The sequence below is a fragment of the Spirillospora sp. CA-108201 genome (genome assembly GCF_050936235.1).
Taxonomy (GTDB): domain Bacteria; phylum Actinomycetota; class Actinomycetes; order Streptosporangiales; family Streptosporangiaceae; genus Spirillospora.
The window spans coordinates 3,128,259-3,151,036 of the sequence record NZ_JBNJNE010000001.1 but is presented as its reverse complement, the minus strand read 5'-3'; the positions used below and the strand labels follow the sequence as shown (position 1 = coordinate 3,151,036).

Sequence of the window (22,778 nt, the reverse complement as noted above, 5' to 3'; positions counted from 1 at the left end):
CGCGCGATGAGCGTGATGAAGCGAATGTCGATGATCTTCAAGTCCAAGGCGAACAAGGCCCTGGACCGGATGGAAGACCCTCGGGAGACCCTCGATTACTCCTACCAGCGCCAGCTGGAGATGCTGCAGAAGGTCCGTCGCGGGGTCGCCGACGTCGCCACCTCGCGCAAGCGTCTCGAGCTGCAGATCAACCAGCTCGAACAGCAGCAGAGCAAGCTGACCGACCAGGGCAAGAAGGCGCTGCAGGTGGGCCGCGAGGACCTCGCGCGCGAGGCGCTGACCCGCCGGTCCGGCCTGGAGAGCCAGCTGGGCGACCTGCGCGGTCAGTACCAGCAGCTGCAGGGCGAGGAGGAGAAGCTCACGCTCGCCTCCCAGCGGCTGCAGGCCAAGGTCGACTCCTTCCGCACCCGCAAGGAGACGATCAAGGCGACGTACACGGCGGCCGAGGCGCAGACCAAGATCAATGAGGCGTTCTCCGGCATCTCCGAGGAGATGGGCGACGTCGGCCTGGCGATCCAGCGCGCCGAGGAGAAGACCGACACGATGAAGGCCCGCGCCGGCGCGATCGACGAGCTGCTGGCCTCCGGCGCGCTGGAGGACTTCTCCGGTCCGAAGGACGACATCCAGGCCGAGCTCGACCGGATGGGCTCCGGTCCCGGCGTCGACATGGAGCTGGAGCGTCTCAAGGCCGAGCTCGGCCAGGGCCCCGCGCCCAAGGAGCTGAACCAGGGCTCGCCGACCGCCCAGCCGCACCAGCAGCAGCAGGACACCCCGCAGCAGGCCCCGTGGCCGCAGAACCCCGGGGGTGCCCAGTGATCGTCCGCCTGATGGGCGAGGGCCAGCTGGACGTGGCCGAGGAGGCCCTGTCCTCGCTCAACACGCTCGACGCCGAGCTGGAGGCGGCGATCGAGTCGGGCGACGAGACGGCGTTCCGCGCCGCGCTGCACGCCCTGCTGGACAACGTCCGCAAGGTGGGCCGGCCGCTTCCGCCCGACAGCCTGGAGCCGTCCGAGCTGATCCTGCCCCCGGCGGACGCGCACATCGACGAGGTGCGCTCCATGCTGGGGGACGAGGGCCTCATCCCGGACTGACGGGCGGGACCTCCGGCCGTCTCGGGGGCGGCCGCGGGCCGGGTTCGCGTTATGGACATGCGGGCACAAAACCCGTGTCCCGTGCGTTCGTACAAATGAAGAGGGCAAGGACTGGGGGGTGGCCGGATGGCCAGGACGCGTTACGCCTCCGACCGGGGGCTGACATCGCGGATGCTCGTGACGATGTTCCTGCTGGGGCTGGTGTACGTCGTCTTCGTGGGGGCATTTTTCGTCTTCGTGCCGAAGTGGGCCGGCGCCGCGCTGGTCTTCGCGGTGCTGTTCCTCATCGCCCAGTACTTCTTCTCCGACCGGATGACGCTGTTCGCCATGCACGGCCGGGTCGTCTCCCCCCAGGAGGCGCCCGAGCTGCACGGCGTCATCGACCGCATCTGCGCGATGTCGGACGCTCCCAAGCCGCGGGTCGCGATCGCCGACACCGACGTGCCGAACGCGTTCGCCACCGGACGCAACCAGAAGAAGGCCGTGGTCTGCGTGACCACCGGCCTGCTCCGCCGGCTCGACCCGGTCGAGCTGGAGGGCGTGCTCGCGCACGAGATGGCGCACGTCGCGCACAAGGACGTCGCGGTCATGACGATCGCCTCGTTCCTCGGCATCCTCGCCGGCCTGATCACCCGCTTCGGGCTCCAGTGGGGCCTGTGGGGCGGGTTCGGGCGCCGCAGCAACGACCAGAACACCGGGCTGATCCTGCTGGCGGTCGTCGCGGCCAGCGCGCTCGCCTACGCGGTCAGCTTCCTGCTCACCCGGGCCCTGTCGCGCTACCGCGAGCTGTCGGCCGACCGGGCCGCCGCGCTGCTGACCGGCCGCCCCTCCGCCCTGGCCAGCGCGCTGACGAAGGTCAGCGGCGAGATCGCCCGGATCCCGACCAACGACCTGCGCTCCTCGCAGGCGTTCAACGCGTTCTTCTTCACCCCGGCGCTCGGCAGGGGGGTCAGCATCTCCTCGCTGTTCTCCACCCACCCGTCGCTGGACCGGCGGCTCGCGCAGCTGTCGAAGATCTCCGAGCAGCTCAGCAGGGGAGTGTGATCCGTGGGGTTCCTGGACACCCTGCTCGGCCGGTCCAAGCCGGCCAAGCCCGACCTCGACCAGATCTTCGGGCTGTCGACCGCGGCCGTCACCCTGGAGGCGGCGACGGGGTTCACCCCGACCGGGCTCGGCTCGGTGTGCTTCCGCGCGGCCGAGGGCGGCGCGTTCGCGCGGCTCCAGGCCGACGTGCGGGAACTGCTGGACGCCGACGAGGGCCCCAAGGTCCAGATCAGCACCGACGGCTACGGCTACACGTGGCTGCTCGCCGAGCAGCGGCCCGAGCAGCTGCCCGACCTCGTCACCGACCTGCACGCGGTGAACGCGACCCTGGAGGCGGGCGGGTTCGGCCCGCACCTGCTGTGCTCCCTGGCCGGCTTCGCGGGGCCGGACGGACGCCGGCTCGCGCTCGTCTACCTCTACAAGCGCGGGACCTTCTACCCCTTCGCGCCGCTCCCCGGAGACAAGCGCGACAACGCGCTCGAACTCCAGGTGCGCGGCGCGATCGGCGCGGACCTGCCGTTCGAGCAGGACCTCGGCCGGTGGTTCCCCGTCTGGGGCGCCCCCGGCCTGTGATCCCGTCCGGCGTCCGCCCGCGCCCGGTCAGGGCAGGGCGAGCATCTGGTCGAGGGCGACGCGGGCGTAGTGCGCGGTCTCCTCGTCCACCTCGATGACGTTCTCGACCTTCCCGGCGGCCAGCGACTCCAGCGACAGGACCAGGTGCGGCAGGTCGATCCGGTTCATCGTCGAGCAGTAGCAGACGGTCTTGTCGAGGAACATGACGTTCTTGTCCGGGTGGGCGTTCGCCAGCCGGCGCACGAGGTTCAGCTCGGTCCCCACGGCCCAGGACGATCCGGGCTCGGCGGCCTCGATCGCCTTGATGATGTACTCGGTCGAGCCGATCTGGTCGGCGGCCGTGACGACCTCGTGCCGGCACTCCGGGTGGACGAGGACGTTCACCCCCGGCACCCGCGCGCGGACGTCGTCCACCGACTCCTTGCTGAACCGGCCGTGCACCGAGCAGTGACCCCGCCACAGGATCATCTTCGCGTCCCGCAGCCGCCCGTGCGTGAGGCCGCCCTCGCGGCGGTGCGGGCTGTAGACGACGCAGTCGTCCAGGGAGAGGCCCATCTCCAGGACGGCGGTGTTGCGGCCGAGGTGCTGGTCGGGCAGGAACAGGACCTTCTTGCCCTTGCCGTAGGCCCAGTCGAGGGCGCGCCTGGCGTTGGACGAGGTGCACACCACGCCGCCGTGCCGCCCGACGAACCCCTTGATGTCGGCCGAGGAGTTCATGTAGGTGACGGGGACGACGCCGTCCGCGATCCCGGCGTCCTCCAGGACGTCCCAGCACTCCTCGACCTGGTCGAAGGTCGCCATGTCGGCCATCGAGCAGCCCGCGCCGAGGTCGGGCAGGATCACCCGCTGGTGGGCGGCGGTCAGGATGTCGGCCGACTCGGCCATGAAGTGGACGCCGCAGAACACGATGTAGGGCGCCTCGGGACGGCCCGCGGCCCGCTGGGCCAGCTTGAACGAGTCGCCGGTGACGTCCGCGAACTGGATGACCTCGTCGCGCTGGTAGTGGTGGCCGAGCACGAACACCCGGTCGCCGAGCGCCGCCTTGGCGGCGCGGGCCCGCTCGACGAGGGCGGGGTCGGACGCGGCCGGCAGGTCGCCGGGGCAGTCCACGCCGCGTTCGCTCGCGGGGTCGGCGCCGCTGCCGAGCAGGAGCAGCGGTAGGTCGCGCACTGGGGTGGTCACGGCGGTCTCCCTTCGCGACGGGACTTATCGTCGCTTTGACGACTAATGATGGCACATCCGGCGGGGAGTTGGCGGTGTGACGTAGACCGCACCCGTCCGGGGCGTTAAACACCGCCGATAAGCGGAATGGCCATGTAGCGAGGTACGTTGTCCTACGGGAAGAGGCATGACGTCTTCGAGGACAAGCGACAGTCCGCCGCTAGCGCGGCGCAGCGAGACCCGGGAGCTGAACACATGACGGTTTCAGGCGAGACCACGCAGGAGACCACGCAGCAGGGCGTCGTCCTCACCGACGCCGCCGCCGAGAAGGCCAAGGGCCTGCTTGAGCAGGAGGGCCGCGATGACCTTGCGCTGCGTGTCGCCGTGCAGCCGGGCGGCTGCTCCGGCCTGATCTACCAGCTCTTCTTCGACGAGCGGGAGATGGACGGGGACCAGATCCAGGACTTCGACGGCCTGTCGGTGCGCGTCGACCGGATGAGCGCGCCCTACCTCACGGGCGCCACCATCGACTTCGTCGACTCGATCGAGAAGCAGGGCTTCACGATCGACAACCCGAACGCGTCGGGTTCCTGCGCCTGCGGCGACTCCTTCAACTGACGCTCGGCGAGAGCGAACGCCACTGAGGGGCGGTCCGGGCCCACGGCCGCGGACCGCCCCTCAGTGCTGCTCCGCGGCGTATCGCGGCGAACTGTCGTGCGGCTGCGATCTGTGGTGCGATGGTGAGTAGCCTGACGGGTTCGAACAGCCGGTGAAACAGCCGGACGACCACGACGAGGAGAGCGACGCCGTGCGCATCGCCGTGACCGGTTCCATTGCGACCGACCATCTGATGACCTTCCCCGGAAGGTTCACCGACCAGCTCCTGCCCGACCAGCTCGACCGGGTGTCGCTGTCCTTCCTGGTGGACGAGCTGGAGATCCGCCGCGGCGGCATCGCCGCCAACATCTGCTTCGCCATGGGCAGCCTCGGCAAGGAGTCCATCCTCGTCGGCTCCGTCGGCGACGACTTCGCCGACTACCGCTCCTGGCTCGAACGGCACGCGGTCGACACCGCCTCGGTGCACGTGTCCGAGATCCACCACACGGCGCGGTTCCTGTGCACCACCGACCAGGCCCAGAACCAGATCGCCACGTTCTACGCCGGCGCGATGAGCGAGGCCCGCTCCATCGAGCTGCGGCCCGTGGCCGACCGGATCGGCGGCCTCGACCTCGTCGTCGTCAGCCCGAACGACCCGGAGGCCATGCTGCGGCACACCGACGAGTGCCGCGACCGCGGCATCCCGTTCGCCGCCGACCCCTCCCAGCAGCTCGCCCGGATGGACGGCGCCGACGTCCGCCGCCTCATCGACGGCGCCGCGTACCTGTTCACCAACGAGTACGAGAAGGCCCTGTCCGAGGAGAAGACGGGCTGGTCCGGCGAGGAGATCCTGTCCCGCGTCGGCGTCCGCGTCACCACCCTCGGCGCCAAGGGCGTCGTCATCGACCGCGAGGGCGAGGAGGGCGTGCACGTCCCCTCCGTCCAGGTCGACTCCGTCGTCGACCCGACCGGCGTCGGCGACGCGTTCCGCGGCGGCTTCCTGTCGGCGACCGCCTGGGAGCTGCCGCTCGAACGCGCCGCCCAGGTCGGCAACGCCATCGCCGCGCACGCACTCGAAGCCGCCGGGCCGCAGGAGTACACCCTCGGCCGCCGCTCGTTCCTCGACCGCTTCTCGGCCGCCTACGGCGCCGACGCCGCGGCCGACATCGAGGCCCGCGTCACCTGCCCGACCCCGTAGAGCCCGCACACCCGTGACACGGGCGTACGGAGAAGGCCGCGCCGGACCGGCGCGGCCTTCTCCGTGTCCCCGGCGCTCGCGCCTCTAGTAGGTGCGGCGGATGTGGAAGCCCCAGCCGCCCTGCTGGAGGGTCTCCTCGCGGACGAAGTCCTGGGACTTCATGCGGCACCAGGCGGGGACGTCGGTGCGGGCCGCGGCGTCGTCGGCGAGGACGGCGACGACCTGCCCGACCGGGACCTCCCGGATCCGCTCGGCCAGCATGATGATCGGGATGGGGCACTTGCGGCCGAGCGCGTCGATGACGAGCACGGGCGTCGGGCCTTCCGGCTCCGCGGGGGACGGGGCCGCGTCGCGGGGCGGTGTGCCGGTCCTGGTGCGGCCTCGGAACCTCATGGGCGCGACCGCCTCCCTGTCTCGAAGGTGTTCATCGTCGTCCGGCGGAGGCGGGCGACGGCGTCGGGGAGCGCGGAGAGGAAGCGGCCGACGTCCTCCGAAGCGACGCCTCGCGGCAGCGATACCCGCACGTTCCCATGCGTAATCACCCCCATCGCCTCCAGCACATGGCTCGGACGCAGCGTATCCGCCGTGCAGGAGCTGCCGGAGGAAACGGCGAAACCCAGCCGGTCGAGTTCGGTCAGCAGCGCCTCGCCCTCCACGTACAGGCAGGAGAACGTCACCAGGTGGGGGAGCCGGCGGACCGGGTCGCCGATCACCTCGACGTCGGGGACGCTCCGCGGTACCTCCGTCCGGATGCGGTCCACCAGAGCGGAGACGCGCGGGGCGTCGGACTCCATGTCGGCGCGGTAGGCCACCAGCGCGGCCGCCGCCGCCGCGATCGCGGGGACGTTCTCGAACCCGGGGACCCGGCGCGCCTCGCGCTCGTCGTCCGGCAGCGGCGAGCGCCAGCGGGTGCCCTTGCGGACGGCGAGCACGCCGACCCCGGCGGGGCCGCCCCACTTGTGGGCGCTGCCGGCGAGGAACGACCACCCGCCGGGGATCTCGGCCCGCCCGAGCGACTGCGCCGCGTCGACGAACAGCGGCACGCCGGCCGCGCGGCAGGCCCGCCCGGCCTCCTCGACGGGCTGGAGCGTGCCGACCTCGTGGTTGGCCGACTGCAGGCAGGCCAGCGCGGTGTCCGGGCGCAGCGCCGCGGCGAACTCCGCGGCGTCGACGCGGCCGGCCTGGTCGACGCCGACGAGCGTGACCTCGCCGCCGTCGCGCTCGTGCAGCTCGGCCGCGTGCAGGACGCTGGAGTGCTCGACGGCGCTCGCCACCAGGTGCCGCCCGGTGCGCCGGCGCGCCTGGAGCCCCCCGAGGACCGCCAGGTGCACCGCCTGGGTGCCCGAGGACGTGAACGACACCTCGTCGGCACGGGCGCCCAGGACGTCGGCGACACGCGCGCGGGCGCGGTCGAGCAGCATCCGGGTGCCGCGGGCCGACCCGTACAGCCGTGCGGGATCGGCCCAGGCCGCGTCCAGCGCCTCCAGCAGCGCGGCTCGCGCCGCCGGATGCGGCGGCTCGGTGGACGCGGCGTCGAAGTAGCCGCCCGGAATGCTCGGTCCTGCCACGTGAGAACACTAACCGGGCACCCGATCGGGGGTTCGCGCGACCCTCGCGCTAGGGTGTCCACCACACGTGTAATCAGTGATCTCTCCGCCCGGCCGACCGGGCTTTCATCCGTGGGGAAGGCATTCCGTGAGTCCGACCCGCTCTAGGGAGCGGCGTACGCCTGTGCGCAGTCGCCGCGCATTGAAAAGCGCCGGCGCGCTAGGGCTGCTGGCGCTCTCCGCCACCGCGTGCAGCGGCAGCCGTCTGGGCATGCCCGAGCCGATCAGCGTCCAGGGCGAGCGCATGCTGAAGCTCTGGCAGGGCTCCTGGATCGCGGCGTTCGCGGTCGGGGCCGTGGTCTGGGGCCTCATCATCTGGGCGGTGCTGTTCCACCGCAAGCGCTCCAACGACCTGCCGCCGCAGGTCCGCTACAACATGCCGATCGAGATCCTCTACACGGCGGTCCCGTTCGTCATCATCGCGGTCCTGTTCTACTTCACCGCGAGGGACGAGAACTTCGTCGAGAAGACCACCAAGGACCCCGCGGTGGTCGTCGACGTGATCGGCTTCCAGTGGAGCTGGCAGTTCGACTACAAGGAGAAGGACGCCGCGGGCAAGGAGAGGACGGTCGCCTCCGTCGTCGGCCAGCCCGTCTCCCCGAACGGGCCCGCTCCCGCCAAGCCGGTGATGACGATCCCCTCGGGCAAGACGGTGCGGGTGCGGCTGCACGCCAACGACGTCATCCACTCGTTCTGGGTGCCGGCACTGATCTACAAGAAGGACGTCATGCCGGGCTACACCAACGAGTTCGAGTTCACGGCGAACAAGCTCGGCACCTATGAGGGCCGCTGCGCCGAGCTCTGCGGCGTCGACCACAGCCGGATGCTGTTCCAGCTCAAGGTCGTGACGCCCGACCAGTACCAGAAGTTCATCGCCGATTCGAAGCAAGCACTGGCCGCGGGAGGTGCCAAGTGACCGCCACGAGTCACGCACCGAGCGCGCCGATCGCCGCGCCGCGGACGAGCAAGGGGCGCCTCATCGCCTCCTGGATGTCGTCCACCGACCACAAGGTGATCGGCTACCTCTACCTGATCACGTCGTTCGTGATGTTCCTGTTCGGCGGCGTGCTCGCGCTGCTGATCCGCATGGAGCTGTTCGAGCCGGGGCTGCAGTTCGTCAGCAACGAGCAGTACAACCAGCTGTTCACCATGCACGGCACGATCATGCTGCTGATGTTCGCGACGCCGCTGTTCGCGGGCTTCACCAACGTCATCATGCCGCTGCAGATCGGCGCGCCCGACGTGGCGTTCCCCCGGCTGAACATGCTGGCGTACTGGCTGTTCCTGTTCGGCAGCCTGATCGTCATCGCGGGCTTCCTGACCCCGGGCGGCGCGGCCAGCTTCGGCTGGTTCGCCTACGCCCCGCTGTCGGACGCGGTCCGCTCGCCGGGCATCGGCGGCGACATGTGGGTGATGGGCCTGGCGATGTCGGGCTTCGGCACCATCATGGGCGCGGTCAACTTCATCACCACGATCCTGTGCATGCGGGCGCCGGGCATGACGATGTTCCGGATGCCGATCTTCACCTGGAACGCGCTGCTCACCTCGATCCTGGTGCTGCTGGCGTTCCCGGTCCTCGCCGCCGCGCTGCTGGCGCTGGAGGCCGACCGCAAGCTCGGCGCGCACATCTTCGACGCCGCGCACGGCGGGGCGCTGCTGTGGCAGCACCTGTTCTGGTTCTTCGGCCATCCGGAGGTCTACATCATCGCCTTGCCGTTCTTCGGCATCGTGACCGAGATCCTCCCGGTGTTCAGCCGCAAGCCCGTCTTCGGCTACATCGGCCTGGTCTTCGCGACGATCACCATCGCGGGCCTGTCCATCACCGTGTGGGCGCACCACATGTTCGTCACCGGCCAGGTGCTGCTGCCGTTCTTCTCCTTCATGACGTTCCTCATCGCCGTTCCCACGGGGGTGAAGTTCTTCAACTGGGTGGGGACCATCTGGCGAGGGCAGTTGACGTTCGAGTCGCCGATGCTGTGGTCGCTGGGCTTCCTCGTGACGTTCCTGTTCGGCGGGCTCACGGGCGTCATCCTGGCGTCGCCGCCGATGGACTTCCAGCTGTCGGACTCCTACTTCGTGGTGGCGCACTTCCACTACGTCGTGTTCGGCACCGTGGTGTTCGCGATGTTCGCCGGCTTCTACTTCTGGTGGCCGAAGTTCACGGGCAAGATGCTGAACGACACCCTCGGCAAGATCCACTTCTGGCTGCTGTTCATCGGCTTCCACGGCACGTTCCTGCTCCAGCACTGGCTGGGCGCCGCGGGCATGCCGCGCCGGTACGCGGACTACCCGAGCGAGTTCCACGGGCTGAACGAGATCTCCAGCATCTTCTCGTTCATCCTCGGGGCCTCGATGCTGCCGTTCTTCTACAACCTGTACATCACGTGGAAGCGGGGCACGCGCGTCGAGGTCGACGACCCGTGGGGCTACTCCAACTCGCTGGAGTGGGCGACGTCCTGCCCGCCGCCGCGGCACAACTTCAACTCGATCCCGAAGATCCGTTCCGAGCGGCCGGCGTTCGACCTGCACCACCCGCACGTGGGTGCCAAGGGCGAGCTGGCCGGGGCGAAGGGGGAGTAGCCGATGCGCGTCCAGGCGTTCATGTTCTACGGGTGCGCGATCTTCTTCCTCGCCACCGACGTCGTGTACTGGCTCTGGTCCAACGACTGGACGGGCACGACCGCGCTCGCGCTGGCGGTGGGCCTCGCCGGGCTCATCGGGTTCTACGTCCACTTCACGGTCCGGCGCCTTGAGCGCGCCAACGCGGGGCCGCTGTACGAGGACGACCCGGAAGGCGAGATCGCGGACGCCGCGGGCGAGCTGGGCTTCTTCAGCCCGCACAGCTGGTGGCCGCTGTTCGTGGCGCTGTCGGCCGCGGCCGTGGCGCTCGGCGTCGTGTTCGGCTGGTGGCTGGTGATCCTCGGCGCCGCCGCGGCGATCCTCACGTCGGTCGGTCTGGTGTTCGAGTACTATCGGGGTCATTTCGCCCACTGATCAGTAAAAGAACCCCATCGGGGGCCGGTGTCCGCTTTTTTGCGGGTACCGGCCCTTTCACACACTGGGCGCCGTTCCAGCGACCGGGCTGGGCAGCGGCCTGATCGCCCAGTGGAGCGACCGGGGGGTCCACATGCGGGTGAGTGGCTCAAGACCGGGTGGCCGGGGGCGGTACGCCGCTGTGCTCGTCGGCGGCGGCGTGCTCGTCGGGGCGGGCGTGGTGGCGTGCTCCGAGGGCGGCGCGCCGGGCGGCGGGGACGCGGTGAAGCTCACGGTGTCGCCCGGCGGGGGCGGCGGGAAACTGCGGCCGGACAGCCCCATCGCCGTCGAGGCGGAGCATGGCACGATCGAGAACGTGACGGTGGCGACGAAGGACGGCGTCGTCGAGGGCGACCTGAACGCCGACAAGACGCGGTGGCGGTCCCGGTGGACGCTGAAGCCGGGCACGGCGTACTCGGTCGGCGCCACCGCCCTCGGCCGGGACGGGCGGACCCGCACGGTCCGCAGCGGCTTCTCCACGGCCGAGGTGGACAAGACCAACGCCGCCTCGATCGAGGCGCCGTTCAACAAGGAGACCGTCGGCGTCGGCATCCCGATCATCATGCACTTCGCCCGTCCGGTGAAGGACCGGGCGGCCGTCGAGCAGGCCCTGGAGGTCACCGCCGACAAGACCGTCGAGGGCGGCTGGAGCTGGTTCGGCGACCAGGAGGTGGTGTTCCGGACGAGGAGCTACTGGCCGGCCCACACGAAGGTGTCGTTCCAGGCCCACCTGTCCGGCGTGCGCACCGGGCAGGGCGTGTACGGCGGGAAGGACTACGGTGTCGCCTTCAAGGTCGGCGACTCGCACGTCTCCACGGCCGGCGAGGACAGCCACAAGATGGTCGTGAAGGTCAACGGCCGGAAGGCCCGCACGATCCCGACGAGCATGGGGAAAGGCGGGGAGCGCAAGTACACCACCACCAACGGGGTCCACCTCGCGATGGGCAAGGAGGACCCGACCGTCATGACGTCGGAGTGGGACGGCTGCGGTCCCGGCTGCGCCGGGTACTACAGCCTGACCGTCTACAAGTCGGTGCGGATCTCCGACAGCGGCGAGTACGTCCACAGCGCGCCGTGGTCGGTGGGCTCCCAGGGCAGCGAGAACGTCAGCCACGGCTGCATCAACGTCAGCCCGTCCAACGCCAAGTGGTTCTACAACCTCTCCCAGCGGGGCGACCCCATCACGGTGACCGGCAGCGATCGGGAGCTGGAGGCGGAGAACGGCTGGGGGTACTGGCAGGTGAAGTGGCAGAACTGGGTGAAGGGCAGCGCGCTGAAGCGGTCGGTCACGACCGCTCCGCACGTGGACGCGGCGACCCTGTCGGCGCAGCGGGGCGGCAAGCCCAAGGCCGCCGAGAAGCAGCGGGCCGAGGGCAACTGATCCGCTAGCGGAGCGGCGGCGGGACCGGGACGCGGTGCAGGCGCGCCCAGTCGCGGGCCATGGCGATCCGGTCGGGCCCCGAGGGGTGCGTGAGCCACAGCAGGTACTCCGCGGTGTCGGGGGCGAGGTCGGAGATGTTGCGCACGGACAGCGCGTGCTGCATCGACACGAACGTCGCCGGGTCGCGGGTGAGGTTCAGCGCGTGCGCGTCGGCGCGGGCCTCGATGCGGCGGCTCACGAGATTCTGGACGGGGGCGGCGAGCGTCGTCCCGGCGGTCACGAGCGCGAGGAGGAGCGCGATGGACCTCGGGTCGGCCGCCCCGCCGCCGCGGCGCGCGTCCGGCCCCGTCGCGGCGGCGCCGGGCCCGGCGGGATCGAGGCCGGCGCGCCGCAGCAGCCGCGGGGACGTCACCAGCAGGTACAGCAGGCACAGGGCCCCGGCCACGCCGAGCGCGCCCACGAGCGTGCCCCACAGCACGTCGTCGCGCTTGGCGTGGCCGAGCTCGTGCCCGACGATGGACTCGACCTGGGCGGGCGGCGACTTCAGCAGCGTGTCGTAGAGGACGATGCGGCGCGTGGAGCCGAAGCCGGACACGTAGGCGTTCAGCGACGTCGTCCGGCGGGAGGCGTCCGCGACGAGGACGTCCTTGACGGGCACGCCGTCACGCCGGGCCATCGCCAGCAGGTCGCTGCGCAGCCGCCCCGCGGGCAGCGAGTGGAACCTGTTGAACACCGGCTCCACGGCGAGCGGGTAGACGAACGAGGCGAAGACGACCAGGACGAACCCGCCCGCGGCGGCGCCGGTCCACCAGTAGCGCGGGAAGCGGCGGGTGAGGGTGAAGAGGAGCAGCAGGGCGATCGTGTAGATGACCCACGTGACGGCGAGGGACTTCGCCTGGTCGAGGAGCCACGAGGGCCAGCTCTGCGTGGACAGCCCGTACCGGCGCAGGACGGACTCGCTCCAGACGTCGAACGGGAGTCCCGCGACGCGCAGGAGCGTGGTCAGGGCCATCGTCCCGAGGATGACGCGCAGCGGGCGGCGGCGCGTCCTGGCGGTGGCCCAGCCGAGGAAACGGGCGCCCAGGGGAGTGAAGCCCAGTAGCAGGACCAGGGCGAGGCCGACCAGGAGCCCGGTGTAGGCGGGCGGGTTGACGGCCGAGTCGAACGCCTTGGAGCGCGCGATCTCCGCGGGGGTGAAGTCCAGCGCGGGATCGGGCGTCACCCGCCCGCCGGGGACGTGCCCGGGCAGCGGGTTCCACGGCGTGGTCCTCGCGAGGACGGCAGCGACCCCGGCGAAGAGCACGGCGGCGGTGACGGCGGCGGCGATCCGGGGCCGCCGCGCGGGGGCGGCGCCGGGCGTCCCGGCGGCGGCGCCCCCGGAGCGGCCCTCGTCGGTCTCCGCCTCGCTCATGCGAGCTCCTCCTTCACGTAGTCGCGCCACAGTGCGGTGAAGCGCTCCCGCGTGAGGCCGAGCACGTCGCGCAGCGCCGCGGCCTCCGGGGCGCGCCCGGCGGCCCGGTAGAGCCGCACCAGCGCCGCCTCACCGTACCGGTCGGCGACCATCCGGCAGGCGAGCCAGGCCTCCTGGTAGGCCTGGGAGAGGCGGGGGGAGCCGCCGGCGAACGCGGCCGCGGCGGGCAGCGCGGACGGCGCGCGGCCGGCGGAGACCTCGCTGCGCAGCTCGCCCGCCGCCGACCGGGCGCTGATCTTGACGCGCCGGTAGCCGACGTAGTCGGCGAAGCCCTCGATCAGCCACAGCGGGGTGCGCCGGTCGCGGGCGCCGCCCGTGGCGACGTGGGTCAGCTCGTGGGTGAGGACGACGTCGCGGCCCAGCTCGTTGAGGCGGCCGAAGGTGCCGGGGGAGACGATGACGCGGTCCTCGCCGCGGCCGCCCCCGGCGGACGGGGCGACGGTGGCGAGCGCGGCGATCTGGCCGAGGCTCTGCGCGGGGCCGGCGAGCGCGGAGGCCACGGTCGCGTCGGCGGGGACGAGCGCGACGACCCGCTGCGCCCACGCCTTGCCTACCACGGACGTGACGACCGGGACGGCCGCGTCCAGCCGCTCGGCGATGCCGTCGAGCCCGGCGCCGTCGCCGACGACGAGCCCGGCGCGGCCCCTCACCACCGCGAGGGGGCCGCAGTCCCAGATGTCGGTGTCGTCGGCGAGGCCGCGGGACGTCCCGTCGCCGACGATCGTCCACGCCCCGCCCCTCGGGGCCAGCGTGAGGTAGCGGGTGCGGGCGACGTGGCCCCGGTCGAATCCGCGCAGCCTGTAGCGCACCTCGACGCGGACGACGGCGGTCGCGCCGTCCACGGCCTCGGTGCCGGCGATGCGCTCCCGCCAGCCTTCCAGGGGGAGCTTCCGGAGGTTCCCGTACACGCGGGACTGGGAGTCCTGGAAGGCGGCGGGGGCGTGGCCCACCGTGGCGAGGAACGCCGTGCGGTCGCCGTCGCGGACGGCGCGGGCGCGGTTGGCGAGAACGGCGGCGGCCGCGTCCGGGCTGAACGTCCCGGCGGCCCGGGAGGCGGGGGCGCCGGCGTCCGCCGCCCCGCCGCCGGAGCGCGAGCCGGCCAGGCCGGCGCCTCCGGCGAGGAGGACGGCGGCCCCGCCCGCGCCGAGGGCGAGGGCCCTGCGCCGCGTCACGGGGGCGTCCTGCCCGGGGCCTTCCTCCATGGCCGCGATCCTATGCAGGGCGCGGGGCGGGAGGCGCCGTCACGACCGGTAGTCCGGGTAGCCGTAGCCGACCACGACGTCTGTGGAACGTTCCTTCACGCGGACGGCGTTGTCGGTGTTGCCCTCGACGGTCTCGATCGTCCCGTCGTCGACCTTCTTGATCACCATGCCGACGTGCTGGATGTCGTCGAGGGACTCGCCGCCGTCCCACGCGAAGAAGACGATCGCGCCCGGCCTCGGCTCGGTGCCCCAGCGGCCGTGCTCCTGGAACCAGCGGGCGTGGGCGATCGTCCAGGCGTCGCTGCCGACCTGGTCGCTGAAGCCGATCTGCTCGCCGACCCAGGAGACGAACATGTCGCACCAGTTCGCGTCGCCGTAGCCGTCGAGGGAGCCGCCGTCGCGCGCGAGCGTCTCCCGCGCGCGGGACGTGGCCATGTACCACTCCTGGAACTTGGTCTCGCCGCCGCCGTTCTCCTCGATGCCCACCTGCGAGCGGGCGAGGTCGATGGCCTGCGCGGCGGTGGGCCGCGACTTCGCGGCCGGCTTCCCGGAGGCCTTCGCCCGCGGCCGCCCGGGCCGGTCCCGCCCGCTCGCCGGGGCCGGCGAACCGGTGGTCCCGGGCTCGTCCTCGGACGGGCGCCCGGACGTGCGCCTGGACGGGTCGCCGTACGCCGCCAGACCGGGGGCGAGGTCGGCCGCGGCGGCGGACCTCACCGGGGCGGAGCCGAACGGCAGGACCGACGCCTGCGCGGTGGCCGCGGCGGTGCCGAGCACGGCGGCGCCGACGACCACGCCGCCGGTCGTCCGCCACGTGAGGGAGAAGGGGTTCGGCTTGCGATGCCTGCCGGAGGACTTCTTGCAGTGCGCGCGTGGCACGGGGGGATCTCCTCGACTTCCATGCCGCCTACCGGGTTAGCTGACGGGTTCGGGCGTGGAAGCCGCCCTACGGCCGCGCGAAGGCAGGCCGATTCACCCCGAAAGGACACAGTGGGTCCCCGGTTCCGCGACGGTCGCGCAAGCGCACGGCGGTCCGCGGATTCGGCGGTGACGTGCCCGGGGGCGGGCACGCCGGTTCGGATGGGGAATCTCGGCGGGCGCAGGCGCCCGCGGAGTGAGAGGGTGGGGGCGTGACCGCGTGGCGGCCACGCCCCAGGTAACGCTGCGGGATTCTCTCCTTGTCTTCCAGACGCCTACCGGGTTAGCTGACGGGTTCGGGCGTGGAAGTGGCCCTACGGCGGCTCTCGCCGGACTGCCGGGAGAGACGCGCCGATTCACCCCGGGTGCCGGAATGCCCGTCCGGAGACGTTCTCCGGACTCCGGCGGATATGGGTCCCCGGTTCCGCGCTGAGGCGGATTCGGCGCTGCCGCTGCGATCCTGGGGGCGAGATGGGGCCCGGCACGGGACCTGTCTCCCGCGTGCGAACGAGCGGCGCCTGATGTTGTGGGCGGACGGCGGCCCGTCTCCGGGGCCGTCCGGGGCCTGCCCCGCGTAGGCCACCGCTGCTGCGCACTCAGCGCCATGCACGCTGCGGCGTGCGCACGGTGGAACGGGGTCGGCCGGGTCTGCGTCGAGACCGTGCGGCGCCTTCGGGCGCCGCGGGGCGGCACGTGGGGCGTGCCGCCCTGGGGGGAGCGGCGCGTGGATCGCGCCGCCGTCACGCGGGTGCTGGATGCGCCGCGTGGGGCCGGGGCGCCTGGTGGGCGCCGCGGGGCCGCGGCGTCTGGAGGGCGCCGTGGGTGGTGACAAGGTACCAAAACCCCAAAAGAAGGCAAACCCCCCCAAAATCAACAACGGACCAGGTCAAGCCTGGTCCGTTGTCGATGAGGCCCCGTCACGCCCGCGGGGCGCGGGTGTCAGGGCGGTGCGTCAGGGGCGCCCGGCGCCGTAGAAGTTGTCCTTGTAGTAGCCGCTGCCGATGTCGCTGATCTTGACGACGTCGCCGGTGTGCGGGGCGTGGATCATCTTGCCGCCGCCCACGTAAAGGCCGACGTGGCCGAGGTTGCTGAAGAACACCAGATCGCCGGGCTGCAGGTTGTTCCAGGCGACCCGCTTGCTGTTGGTGTAGGCGTACTGGGTGTTGGTGGTGCGGGTGATGCCGACGCCCGCGGCGGCCCAGGCCTTCATGGTCAGGCCGGAGCAGTCGTAGGAGCTCGGGCCCTCGGCGCCGTAGGAGTAGGGCTTGCCGAGCTGGGCGTAGGCGAAGTTGAGCGCCGTGCGGGCCGGACCGCTGGCCGGCCCGTTGTAGGTGCCGCCGGTACCGCCGCCCGGGCTAGAGCCCGACGGCGTGCGCGGGCTGAGCCGGCGCACGAGCGTCTTCTGCTTCTTCACCTGCTTGTCGAGTTCCAGCTTCTGCTTCTTCAGCTCGTCCTGCTTCGACTTCACCTCGTCGTAGGAGGACTTCGCCTGGGACTGCTCGCGGCGGAGCCGCTGGGCGGTCGCGAGGAACTGGGTGAGCTGGGAGCTGCGCTCCTGCGACAGGTGCGAGAAGACGGCCGCCTGGTCGAGGATCGACTGCGGGTCCTTGCTGCCGACAAAGCCGGTGACATCGGCCGAGTCACCGTTCTTGTAGGCGGTGGCCGCCATCTGAGCGATCTTGGACCGCTGCTCCTCGAAGCTGGCCTGCTCCTGCTTGCTCGCCTTGTTCGCGGCGTCGAACTTCTTCTTGGCGACCTTGAGCTTCTCGCGGTTCTGGTTGAACTGCTCGACCTTCTGGTCCATCTTCTCGTTGAGCTTGTCGAGCGTCTTCTGGGCCTGCGCCCGGGTCGGCTTGGGCTCGGCGTGCGCCACCACCGGGGAGCAGGTCAGGGAGACCGTCACGGTCAGGCCGGCGACGGCCGCGAGGCGGCGGGAGACGCCTCTGCCCGCAGAGCCCGCCCTGCGGCCAGGCCGCTGTGCCGGTGCCCCGATGTGATCATTGGCCACGGTCGGTTTCGCCCCTCTCGTCCACGACGTCAGCCGACGACATTAGCGAGGGGCAACAGCCGTCACAACCGATTCATCACTCTTTGATTGACATCTGCTGATATTGTCCACTATTCGTGACGCCATGATCACGTACGGCGAGGACTCCCTTATGGGAGCCTTAGGGGAGTCTTAGGAACGGCCCAGCCTGCGCAGCAGCAGGGAGGACGGGCAGGGGCGCGCGCTGGCGCGCCGCGCGGCGTCGGCGACCTCCCGGTCGGACGACACCACGACCACCGACCGGCCCGGCGGCTCGGCCCGCACGAGCTCGCCGATCAGCTCGTCCGCCGTCTGGCCCGGGTGGCTGAACAGCACCCGCACCCCGCGCGGCGCCGCGATGGCGACCGGAGCGTCCAGCTCCGCGCCGTCGAACACGCACGTCACCTCGGCGCGGGTCTGCGCGGCCAGCCCGCCGAGGCCCGACAGCAGCCGGCTGCGCTGGTCGGCCAGCGGCAGCTCCCCGTACCCGGTCTTGGTGACGTTGTAGCCGTCCACGACCAGGTGCACCTGCGGCAGCGCCAGCAGCCGGTCCAGCAGCTGCGGGTCGCTGTCGGACAGGGCCCGGCCGGGCAGCGCGCGGTGCGCCAGCCGGTCCGGCTCCAGCCCGCCGACCGCGTCGGCGGGGCGGCCGATGGTGGAGGGCAGCGCCAGCTCCCGGCGGACGCCCTGCGCCGCGTCCACGAGCGCGTCCAGCAGCATCCGCAGCCGGACGTCGTCGACGTTGCGCCCCTCGCGCGCGGCCCGCTTGGCGGCCTCCGCCGCCTCCTCCGCCCGGACGGCGCGAGCGCGCAGCCTGCGCAGCTCCTTGTCCGAGGCGGCGGTCGACTCGCGCGCGGCGGCGAGCTCGCGATCGGCGTCCGCCGCGACCGTGTGGGCGTGCTCCTCCGCGGCCCGGAACCGGGTGCGCGCGTCGTGCAGCTTGCGGCGCAGCTCCGCGACCTCGGCCTTGGCCTCGCGCAGCTCGGCGCGCAGCTTGGCGAGCTCGGCGCCGCGGGCGTCGCGGGTCGCGGCCAGCTCGGCCTTCAGCGCGGCGATGCGGCGCTCGGCCTCCAGCTCATCCGACGCGGCCGTCGAGCGCGCCAGCTCCTCGCGCGCGGACTCCACCAGCCCGGTCCAGCCCGGCGGGCGCAGCAGGTAGGCCAGCACCGCGACGCGCACCGGGTCGGCCGCGGGCGGCACCCGCCCGCCCTCGACCGCCTCCACCAGGTCGGCCTGCGCCTCCCGGAGCGGCTCGGCGACCCGGCGCCGGAACTCCCCGTCCTTCTCCAGCGCCGCGGCGATGTGCTGGCCCGCGAGCTTCGCGCGCTTGCGGCGCTCGAAGCGCGCGAACCGGCGCAGCGGCGCGGGGACCTCGTCGGAGGGCAGCGACCCGATCAGCTCGGCGGCGACCTCCACCACGCCCTGCCGCACCGCCTCGGGCAGCGGGCGGGTCGGCTTCTCCGCGGGCTCCCCGTCGCCGGGGGTCGCTTCGGGACCGCTGTCGATGATCCCGCTCCTTCCGGGCTGCGCCGCCGGTGGGCTGTGTGTTCCCGAGCACACCCCGCCCTAACCGGGGCGGACGTGCGATCGGACGGATCGCGCCCGGCCCTCGGCGGGATCCCTCCCGCCCGTCCTCGCGGCCCCCGCCCGGCGGGACGTCCCGGCGCCCCCCAACCCTAGCGGCCCGGGGTTCTGTCGGTGGGGTCCTCTACGGTCGCGCACATGACGGCTGCGCACGGTGTCCAAGGGCGCGGAGTCCAGGGGCGCGGAGTCCAGGGGCGCGGAGTCCGCGGGCACGGCGTCCAGGGCACCCTGGACGACCTCGGCACCCCGCTCCACGACGTCACCTTCGTGGTGGTCGACCTGGAGACCACCGGCGGCTCGGCCGCCGACTCGGCCATCACCGAGATCGGCGCGGTGAAGGTCCGCGGGGGAGAGGAGCTCGGCGAGCTCGGCACGCTGGTCGACCCGGGCGGTCCCGTCCCGCCGTTCATCACGGCCCTGACCGGCATCACCACGGCGATGGTGACGGCCGCGCCGCGGATCGAGTCGGTGCTGCCGGCGTTCCTGGAGTTCGCGCGCGGCTGCGTCCTCGTCGCGCACAACGCCTCGTTCGACATCGGCTTCCTCAAGGCCGCGTGCGCCGCGAACGGCTACGCCTGGCCCGCGTTCCCCGTCGTCGACACCGTCGACCTGGCGCGGCGCGTCCTGTCCCGCGACGAGGTGCCCAACTGCAAGCTCGGCACGCTGGCCCGCTTCTTCCGGACGTCCAACGAGCCGACGCACCGCGCCCTCGCCGACGCCCGCGCCACCGTGGAGGTGCTGCACGGCCTGATCGAGCGGATCGGCGCGTTCGGCGTCACCTCGCTGGAGGAGATGCGGGGCTTCGCCAAGGCGCCCACCCCCGAGCAGCGGCGCAAGCGGCACCTCGCCGACGACGTCCCCTCCACCCCCGGCGTCTACCTGTTCGAGGACCATGCCGGCGAGGTGCTCTACGTCGGCAAGAGCGGCGACCTGCGCTCGCGCGTGCGCAGCTACTTCACCGGCTCGGAGACGCGGCGCCGCGTCCGGGAGATGGTCGGCCTCGCCGAGAACGTCCGCACCATCGAGTGCGCCACGGGGCTGGAGGCCGAGGTCCGCGAGCTGCGGCTGATCGCCGAGCACAAGCCGCGCTACAACCGCCGCTCCAAGTTCCCCGAGCGGGCGATCTGGCTGAAGCTGACCGTGGAGCCGTTCCCCCGGCTGTCCATCGTGCGGGAGTGCCGCGCCGACGGAGCCCGCTACCTCGGGCCGATCTCCTCGCGTCGGCAGGCCGAGGAGGCCCGCGCCGCGCTGCACGAGGCCGTGCCGCTGCGGCAGTGCACCCAGCGGCTGACCCTCCGGCTGGTGCAGCAGGGCAAGGCGCGCTCGTGCGCCCTCGCCGATCTCGGCCGGTGCGGCGCGCCCTGCGACGGCCGCGAGTCCGCCGACGCCTACGCCCTCCACGCCGTGACGGCCCGCTCCATCATGGAGGGCGACGTGCGGCCCGTCGTGGCCGCCGCCCAGGTCCGCATCGACCGGCTGGCCTCCGAGCTGCGCTACGAGGAGGCCGCCGCCCAGCGCGACCGGCTCGCCGCGTTCGTCCGGGCCGCCGCGCGCGGGCAGCGGCTCGCGGCGCTGGCCCGGCTGCCGCAGCTCGTGGCCGCCCGTCCCGCCTTCGACGGCGGCTGGGAGCTGTCGGTGGTGCGCTACGGCCGGCTCGCCGCGGCCGGCACCGTCCCGCCGAACGCCCGGCCCCGGCCCTACGTCGACGCGCTCATCGCCACGGCCGAGACGGTGTTCCCGCCCTCCGGGGAGGCGCCCGGCGGTGTCCCGCTCGGCGCGCCCCCCTCGCAGGGCGCGACCGCCGAGGAGATGGAGTGCGTCCTGCGCTGGCTCGACCTGCCCGGTGTCCGCCTGGTCGAGGTCGACGGCCCGTGGACATGCCCGCTGCACGGCGCCGAGGGGCTGCGCGAGTGGATCGACAAGGCCTACGACCGGAGCTACGAGCGGCCCGAGGGGGCCGTTCGCGGGCCCCGCCGCCCACTAAGGTGACGGTGTACACCCGGCAACCGGAGGACGACCCCGCATGGCACTGCCTCTCTACGACAGTCAGCCTGCGCGGCGCGTCCCCTGGGTGACGTACCTGCTGATCGCCGTCAACGTGGTGGTCTTCCTCCTCACCCCGATGTCGAACTTCGCCGCCTGGTACGGCAAGGGCGCGGTCCGCGAGTGCAAGGCGACGCACTTCACCTTCGAGTACGGCGCCGTGCCGAAGGAGCTGACCACCGGCGACCAGCAGCCGCTGCCGGCCGGGGTCGTGCACGACTGCGGGCCCGCGAGCTTCCGCAAGGCGCCCTGGACGGCGGCGTTCACCTCGATGTTCCTGCACTCCGGCGCCATGCACCTGCTCGGCAACCTGGTCTTCCTGTTCGTCGTCGGCATGGGGGTGGAGGACCGGCTCGGGCGCTGGCGCTTCCTGCTCGCCTACCTGGTGTTCGGGCTCGTCGCCGTGTACGGGTTCGCGTGGACGTCGCCCGGCTCCACCGTCCCGCTCATCGGGGCGTCCGGCGCGATCGCCGGGGTGATGGGCGCCTATGTGATCCTCAACCCGCGGGGCCGCATCGTCAGCTGGGTGCCGCCGGTCATCTTCATCCGCCTGCCGGTGTGGGTGGTGCTCGGCTACTGGTTCGTGCTGCAGTGGCTGTCCCTGGGCGACCAGAAGAGCAACGTCGCCTACACCGCGCACATCTACGGCTTCGTGGCGGGCGTGGTGTTCGCGCTCCTGGCCCGCCGCGCCGGCCCGGCGCACCGCCTGGCCGCGCTGAGCCGCGGCTGACCCCGTCCGGCCCGGGCGGGCGGCTTCCCCTCGCGCCCGGTCGGCCGGGCGCCCCCGATAGGGTCGAGGGGTCCGTTTCTCTGGGGGAGGGGTGCAGTGGTCACTGCGATCGTGTTCGTCAAGGCCGACGTCGCGCGCATCCACGAGGTGGCCGAGACGATCGCCGCGCTGGACGGCGTCAGCGAGGTCTACTCCATCACCGGCGACCACGACCTCATGGTGATGGTCCGGGTGCGCCGCCACGAGGAGCTCAACGACGTGATCCCGGGCCGCGTCAACAAGGTCCCCGGCATCGCCGGCACCGAGACCCACATCGCGTTCCGCACCTACTCCCACCACGACCTGGAGCAGGCCTTCTCCCTCGGCCTCCCCGACGCCGACTGACCCGGCCGGCCCCGGAACGGGCGGCCCGCCGCCTCTAGGGGCCGACGACGAGGGCGATGCGGTCGATGCCGCCTCCGCAGGAGCGGGCGGCGTAGCCGGGGGCCTCGCGGTAGACGGCGCCCGGGGGCCAGCTGGCGGTGTTGGAGGCCATCACCCGGCCGGGGGCGTTGACGACGAGGGCGGGCGCGGGGATCTCCCGCAGTGCCGGGACGACCTCGTTCTCGAACGTCCGGGCGAAGACGTCGGCGGCCGCGACGCCCGCGAACGCCCCGTCGACGCGTACCGGCGCCGACAGGGTCAGGACGTACTCGTCGCTGCACAGGTAGTCCACGTAGGGGCCGCAGACGGTCTTCTCGGCGCCGCTCCGCGGCCCCGTGAACCACTCCCAGTCGGTGTAGTCGTACAGGACGCTGCTCTCGGGGTTCAGGTCGCGCAGCAGCTGGGACGGCCGTCCGGCCGGGCCCGCCTGCCACCACTCCAGGTACCAGGCCGCGTCGGCGAGCAGCCCCGGCGCGGCGATGAACCCCAGGCCGCAGACGAGCGGGCCGAGGTGGGAGAGCAGCAGCGGGCGCAGCGCGGCGAGGTCGGACCGGGCGGGGGCGCGCCCGGTGCGGCGGACGTCCTCCAGGCAGCGCGCCGTCGCGTCGCGCACCTGCGCGACGGTGGTGAAGACGCCGTCCAGGGTGGCGCGGACGTGTGCCGCCGCCGCGCCGACGGCCGGTGGCTCGGCGGGCATGG

Annotated in this window: 22 protein-coding genes and 2 riboswitches; of the genes, 13 read left to right on the top strand and 9 right to left on the bottom strand. The window is 72.4% G+C overall.

What is annotated here, in order from left to right:
• Window positions 1-6: 6 nt before the first annotated feature.
• From ACQEU6_RS15345 to pspAB, 4 genes are all read left to right on the top strand, one after another.
• Window positions 7-816 (top strand): PspA/IM30 family protein, encoded by an 810-nt coding sequence (locus ACQEU6_RS15345; protein ID WP_218935059.1) that lies wholly within the window; start codon window positions 7-9, stop codon window positions 814-816.
• Window positions 813-1,091: a PspA-associated protein PspAA gene (pspAA, locus tag ACQEU6_RS15340; protein WP_499332535.1), complete on the top strand. Its 279-nt coding sequence runs from the start codon at window positions 813-815 to the stop codon at window positions 1,089-1,091. Before ACQEU6_RS15345 ends, pspAA begins: the two co-directional genes overlap by 4 nt.
• A 126-nt stretch (window positions 1,092-1,217) precedes the next feature.
• Window positions 1,218-2,135, top strand: a complete 918-nt coding sequence (gene htpX / locus ACQEU6_RS15335) for a zinc metalloprotease HtpX (RefSeq protein ID WP_499332533.1) — start codon at window positions 1,218-1,220, stop codon at window positions 2,133-2,135.
• Window positions 2,136-2,138: 3 nt separating this feature from the next.
• Window positions 2,139-2,708: a PspA-associated protein PspAB gene (gene pspAB / locus ACQEU6_RS15330; protein ID WP_499332532.1), complete on the top strand. Its 570-nt coding sequence runs from the start codon at window positions 2,139-2,141 to the stop codon at window positions 2,706-2,708.
• A gap of 27 nt (window positions 2,709-2,735) precedes the next feature.
• Here pspAB and nadA read toward each other — a convergent pair whose 3' ends face one another.
• Window positions 2,736-3,890: a quinolinate synthase NadA gene (gene nadA, locus ACQEU6_RS15325; protein WP_499332530.1), complete on the bottom strand. Its 1,155-nt coding sequence runs from the start codon at window positions 3,888-3,890 to the stop codon at window positions 2,736-2,738.
• 234 nt (window positions 3,891-4,124) lie between these two features.
• On the opposite strand from nadA, the gene ACQEU6_RS15320 reads away from it, so the two are divergent.
• Both ACQEU6_RS15320 and ACQEU6_RS15315 read left to right on the top strand, forming a co-directional pair.
• A complete protein-coding gene (locus ACQEU6_RS15320; protein WP_026405700.1) occupies window positions 4,125-4,487 on the top strand; it encodes a HesB/IscA family protein in 363 nt (120 codons plus the stop codon).
• Between the two features lie 190 nt (window positions 4,488-4,677).
• Window positions 4,678-5,664 (top strand): carbohydrate kinase family protein, encoded by a 987-nt coding sequence (locus tag ACQEU6_RS15315; protein WP_499340204.1) that lies wholly within the window; start codon window positions 4,678-4,680, stop codon window positions 5,662-5,664.
• Between the two features lie 84 nt (window positions 5,665-5,748).
• On the opposite strand, the gene ACQEU6_RS15310 is transcribed toward ACQEU6_RS15315, so the two are convergent.
• Both ACQEU6_RS15310 and ACQEU6_RS15305 read right to left on the bottom strand, forming a co-directional pair.
• Entirely contained in the window at window positions 5,749-6,057 is a 309-nt protein-coding gene (locus ACQEU6_RS15310) for a sulfurtransferase TusA family protein (protein ID WP_499332529.1), read from the bottom strand.
• On the bottom strand, window positions 6,054-7,232 hold the full coding sequence (locus tag ACQEU6_RS15305; RefSeq protein WP_499332527.1) for a cysteine desulfurase family protein: 1,179 nt from the start codon (window positions 7,230-7,232) through the stop codon (window positions 6,054-6,056). The genes ACQEU6_RS15310 and ACQEU6_RS15305 overlap by 4 nt, the downstream gene beginning before the upstream one ends.
• Before the next feature lie 76 nt (window positions 7,233-7,308).
• Here ACQEU6_RS15305 and ctaC point away from each other — a divergent pair, with 76 nt between their 5' ends.
• The 4 genes from ctaC to ACQEU6_RS15285 all read left to right on the top strand — a co-directional run bounded on the left by ctaC (window position 7,309) and on the right by ACQEU6_RS15285 (window position 11,685).
• A complete protein-coding gene (ctaC, locus tag ACQEU6_RS15300; RefSeq protein ID WP_499332526.1) occupies window positions 7,309-8,187 on the top strand; it encodes an aa3-type cytochrome oxidase subunit II in 879 nt (292 codons plus the stop codon).
• Window positions 8,184-9,851 carry an aa3-type cytochrome oxidase subunit I gene (gene ctaD, locus ACQEU6_RS15295; protein WP_499332524.1) on the top strand — a complete coding sequence of 556 codons (1,668 nt, stop codon included), beginning with the start codon at window positions 8,184-8,186 and terminating at the stop codon, window positions 9,849-9,851. Before ctaC ends, ctaD begins: the two co-directional genes overlap by 4 nt.
• Window positions 9,852-9,854: 3 nt before the next feature.
• A complete protein-coding gene (locus ACQEU6_RS15290) occupies window positions 9,855-10,265 on the top strand; it encodes a cytochrome c oxidase subunit 4 (RefSeq protein WP_499332523.1) in 411 nt (136 codons plus the stop codon).
• Window positions 10,266-10,446: 181 nt separating this feature from the next.
• Entirely contained in the window at window positions 10,447-11,685 is a 1,239-nt protein-coding gene (locus tag ACQEU6_RS15285) for a L,D-transpeptidase (protein ID WP_499332521.1), read from the top strand.
• A 4-nt stretch (window positions 11,686-11,689) separates the two neighbouring features.
• Here ACQEU6_RS15285 and ACQEU6_RS15280 read toward each other — a convergent pair whose 3' ends face one another.
• The 5 genes from ACQEU6_RS15280 to ACQEU6_RS15260 all read right to left on the bottom strand — a co-directional run bounded on the left by ACQEU6_RS15280 (window position 11,690) and on the right by ACQEU6_RS15260 (window position 18,859).
• Window positions 11,690-13,096 (bottom strand): M48 family metallopeptidase, encoded by a 1,407-nt coding sequence (locus ACQEU6_RS15280; RefSeq protein WP_499332519.1) that lies wholly within the window; start codon window positions 13,094-13,096, stop codon window positions 11,690-11,692.
• Entirely contained in the window at window positions 13,093-14,358 is a 1,266-nt protein-coding gene (locus ACQEU6_RS15275) for a hypothetical protein (protein WP_499332517.1), read from the bottom strand. Before ACQEU6_RS15275 ends, ACQEU6_RS15280 begins: the two co-directional genes overlap by 4 nt.
• Window positions 14,359-14,397: 39 nt before the next feature.
• Window positions 14,398-15,234 carry a CHAP domain-containing protein gene (locus ACQEU6_RS15270; RefSeq protein ID WP_499332515.1) on the bottom strand — a complete coding sequence of 279 codons (837 nt, stop codon included), beginning with the start codon at window positions 15,232-15,234 and terminating at the stop codon, window positions 14,398-14,400.
• A gap of 9 nt (window positions 15,235-15,243) precedes the next feature.
• Window positions 15,244-15,412: riboswitch (cyclic di-AMP (ydaO/yuaA leader) on the bottom strand.
• A gap of 118 nt (window positions 15,413-15,530) precedes the next feature.
• Window positions 15,531-15,729, bottom strand: a riboswitch (cyclic di-AMP (ydaO/yuaA leader).
• Window positions 15,730-16,225: 496 nt separating this feature from the next.
• Window positions 16,226-17,176 carry a C40 family peptidase gene (locus ACQEU6_RS15265; protein WP_499332513.1) on the bottom strand — a complete coding sequence of 317 codons (951 nt, stop codon included), beginning with the start codon at window positions 17,174-17,176 and terminating at the stop codon, window positions 16,226-16,228.
• Window positions 17,177-17,452: 276 nt separating this feature from the next.
• On the bottom strand, window positions 17,453-18,859 hold the full coding sequence (locus ACQEU6_RS15260) for an NYN domain-containing protein (RefSeq protein ID WP_499332511.1): 1,407 nt from the start codon (window positions 18,857-18,859) through the stop codon (window positions 17,453-17,455).
• 162 nt (window positions 18,860-19,021) lie between these two features.
• On the opposite strand from ACQEU6_RS15260, the gene ACQEU6_RS15255 reads away from it, so the two are divergent.
• From ACQEU6_RS15255 to ACQEU6_RS15245, 3 genes are all read left to right on the top strand, one after another.
• On the top strand, window positions 19,022-20,872 hold the full coding sequence (locus tag ACQEU6_RS15255) for a DEDD exonuclease domain-containing protein (RefSeq protein ID WP_499332510.1): 1,851 nt from the start codon (window positions 19,022-19,024) through the stop codon (window positions 20,870-20,872).
• A gap of 34 nt (window positions 20,873-20,906) precedes the next feature.
• Window positions 20,907-21,656, top strand: coding sequence for a rhomboid family intramembrane serine protease (locus ACQEU6_RS15250; protein WP_499332508.1), 750 nt, complete (start codon window positions 20,907-20,909; stop codon window positions 21,654-21,656).
• Window positions 21,657-21,752: 96 nt separating this feature from the next.
• Window positions 21,753-22,040, top strand: coding sequence for an Lrp/AsnC family transcriptional regulator (locus ACQEU6_RS15245; RefSeq protein ID WP_499332505.1), 288 nt, complete (start codon window positions 21,753-21,755; stop codon window positions 22,038-22,040).
• 34 nt (window positions 22,041-22,074) lie between these two features.
• On the opposite strand, the gene ACQEU6_RS15240 is transcribed toward ACQEU6_RS15245, so the two are convergent.
• Window positions 22,075-22,776 (bottom strand): cache domain-containing protein, encoded by a 702-nt coding sequence (locus tag ACQEU6_RS15240; protein ID WP_499332504.1) that lies wholly within the window; start codon window positions 22,774-22,776, stop codon window positions 22,075-22,077.
• Window positions 22,777-22,778 lie beyond the last annotated feature (2 nt).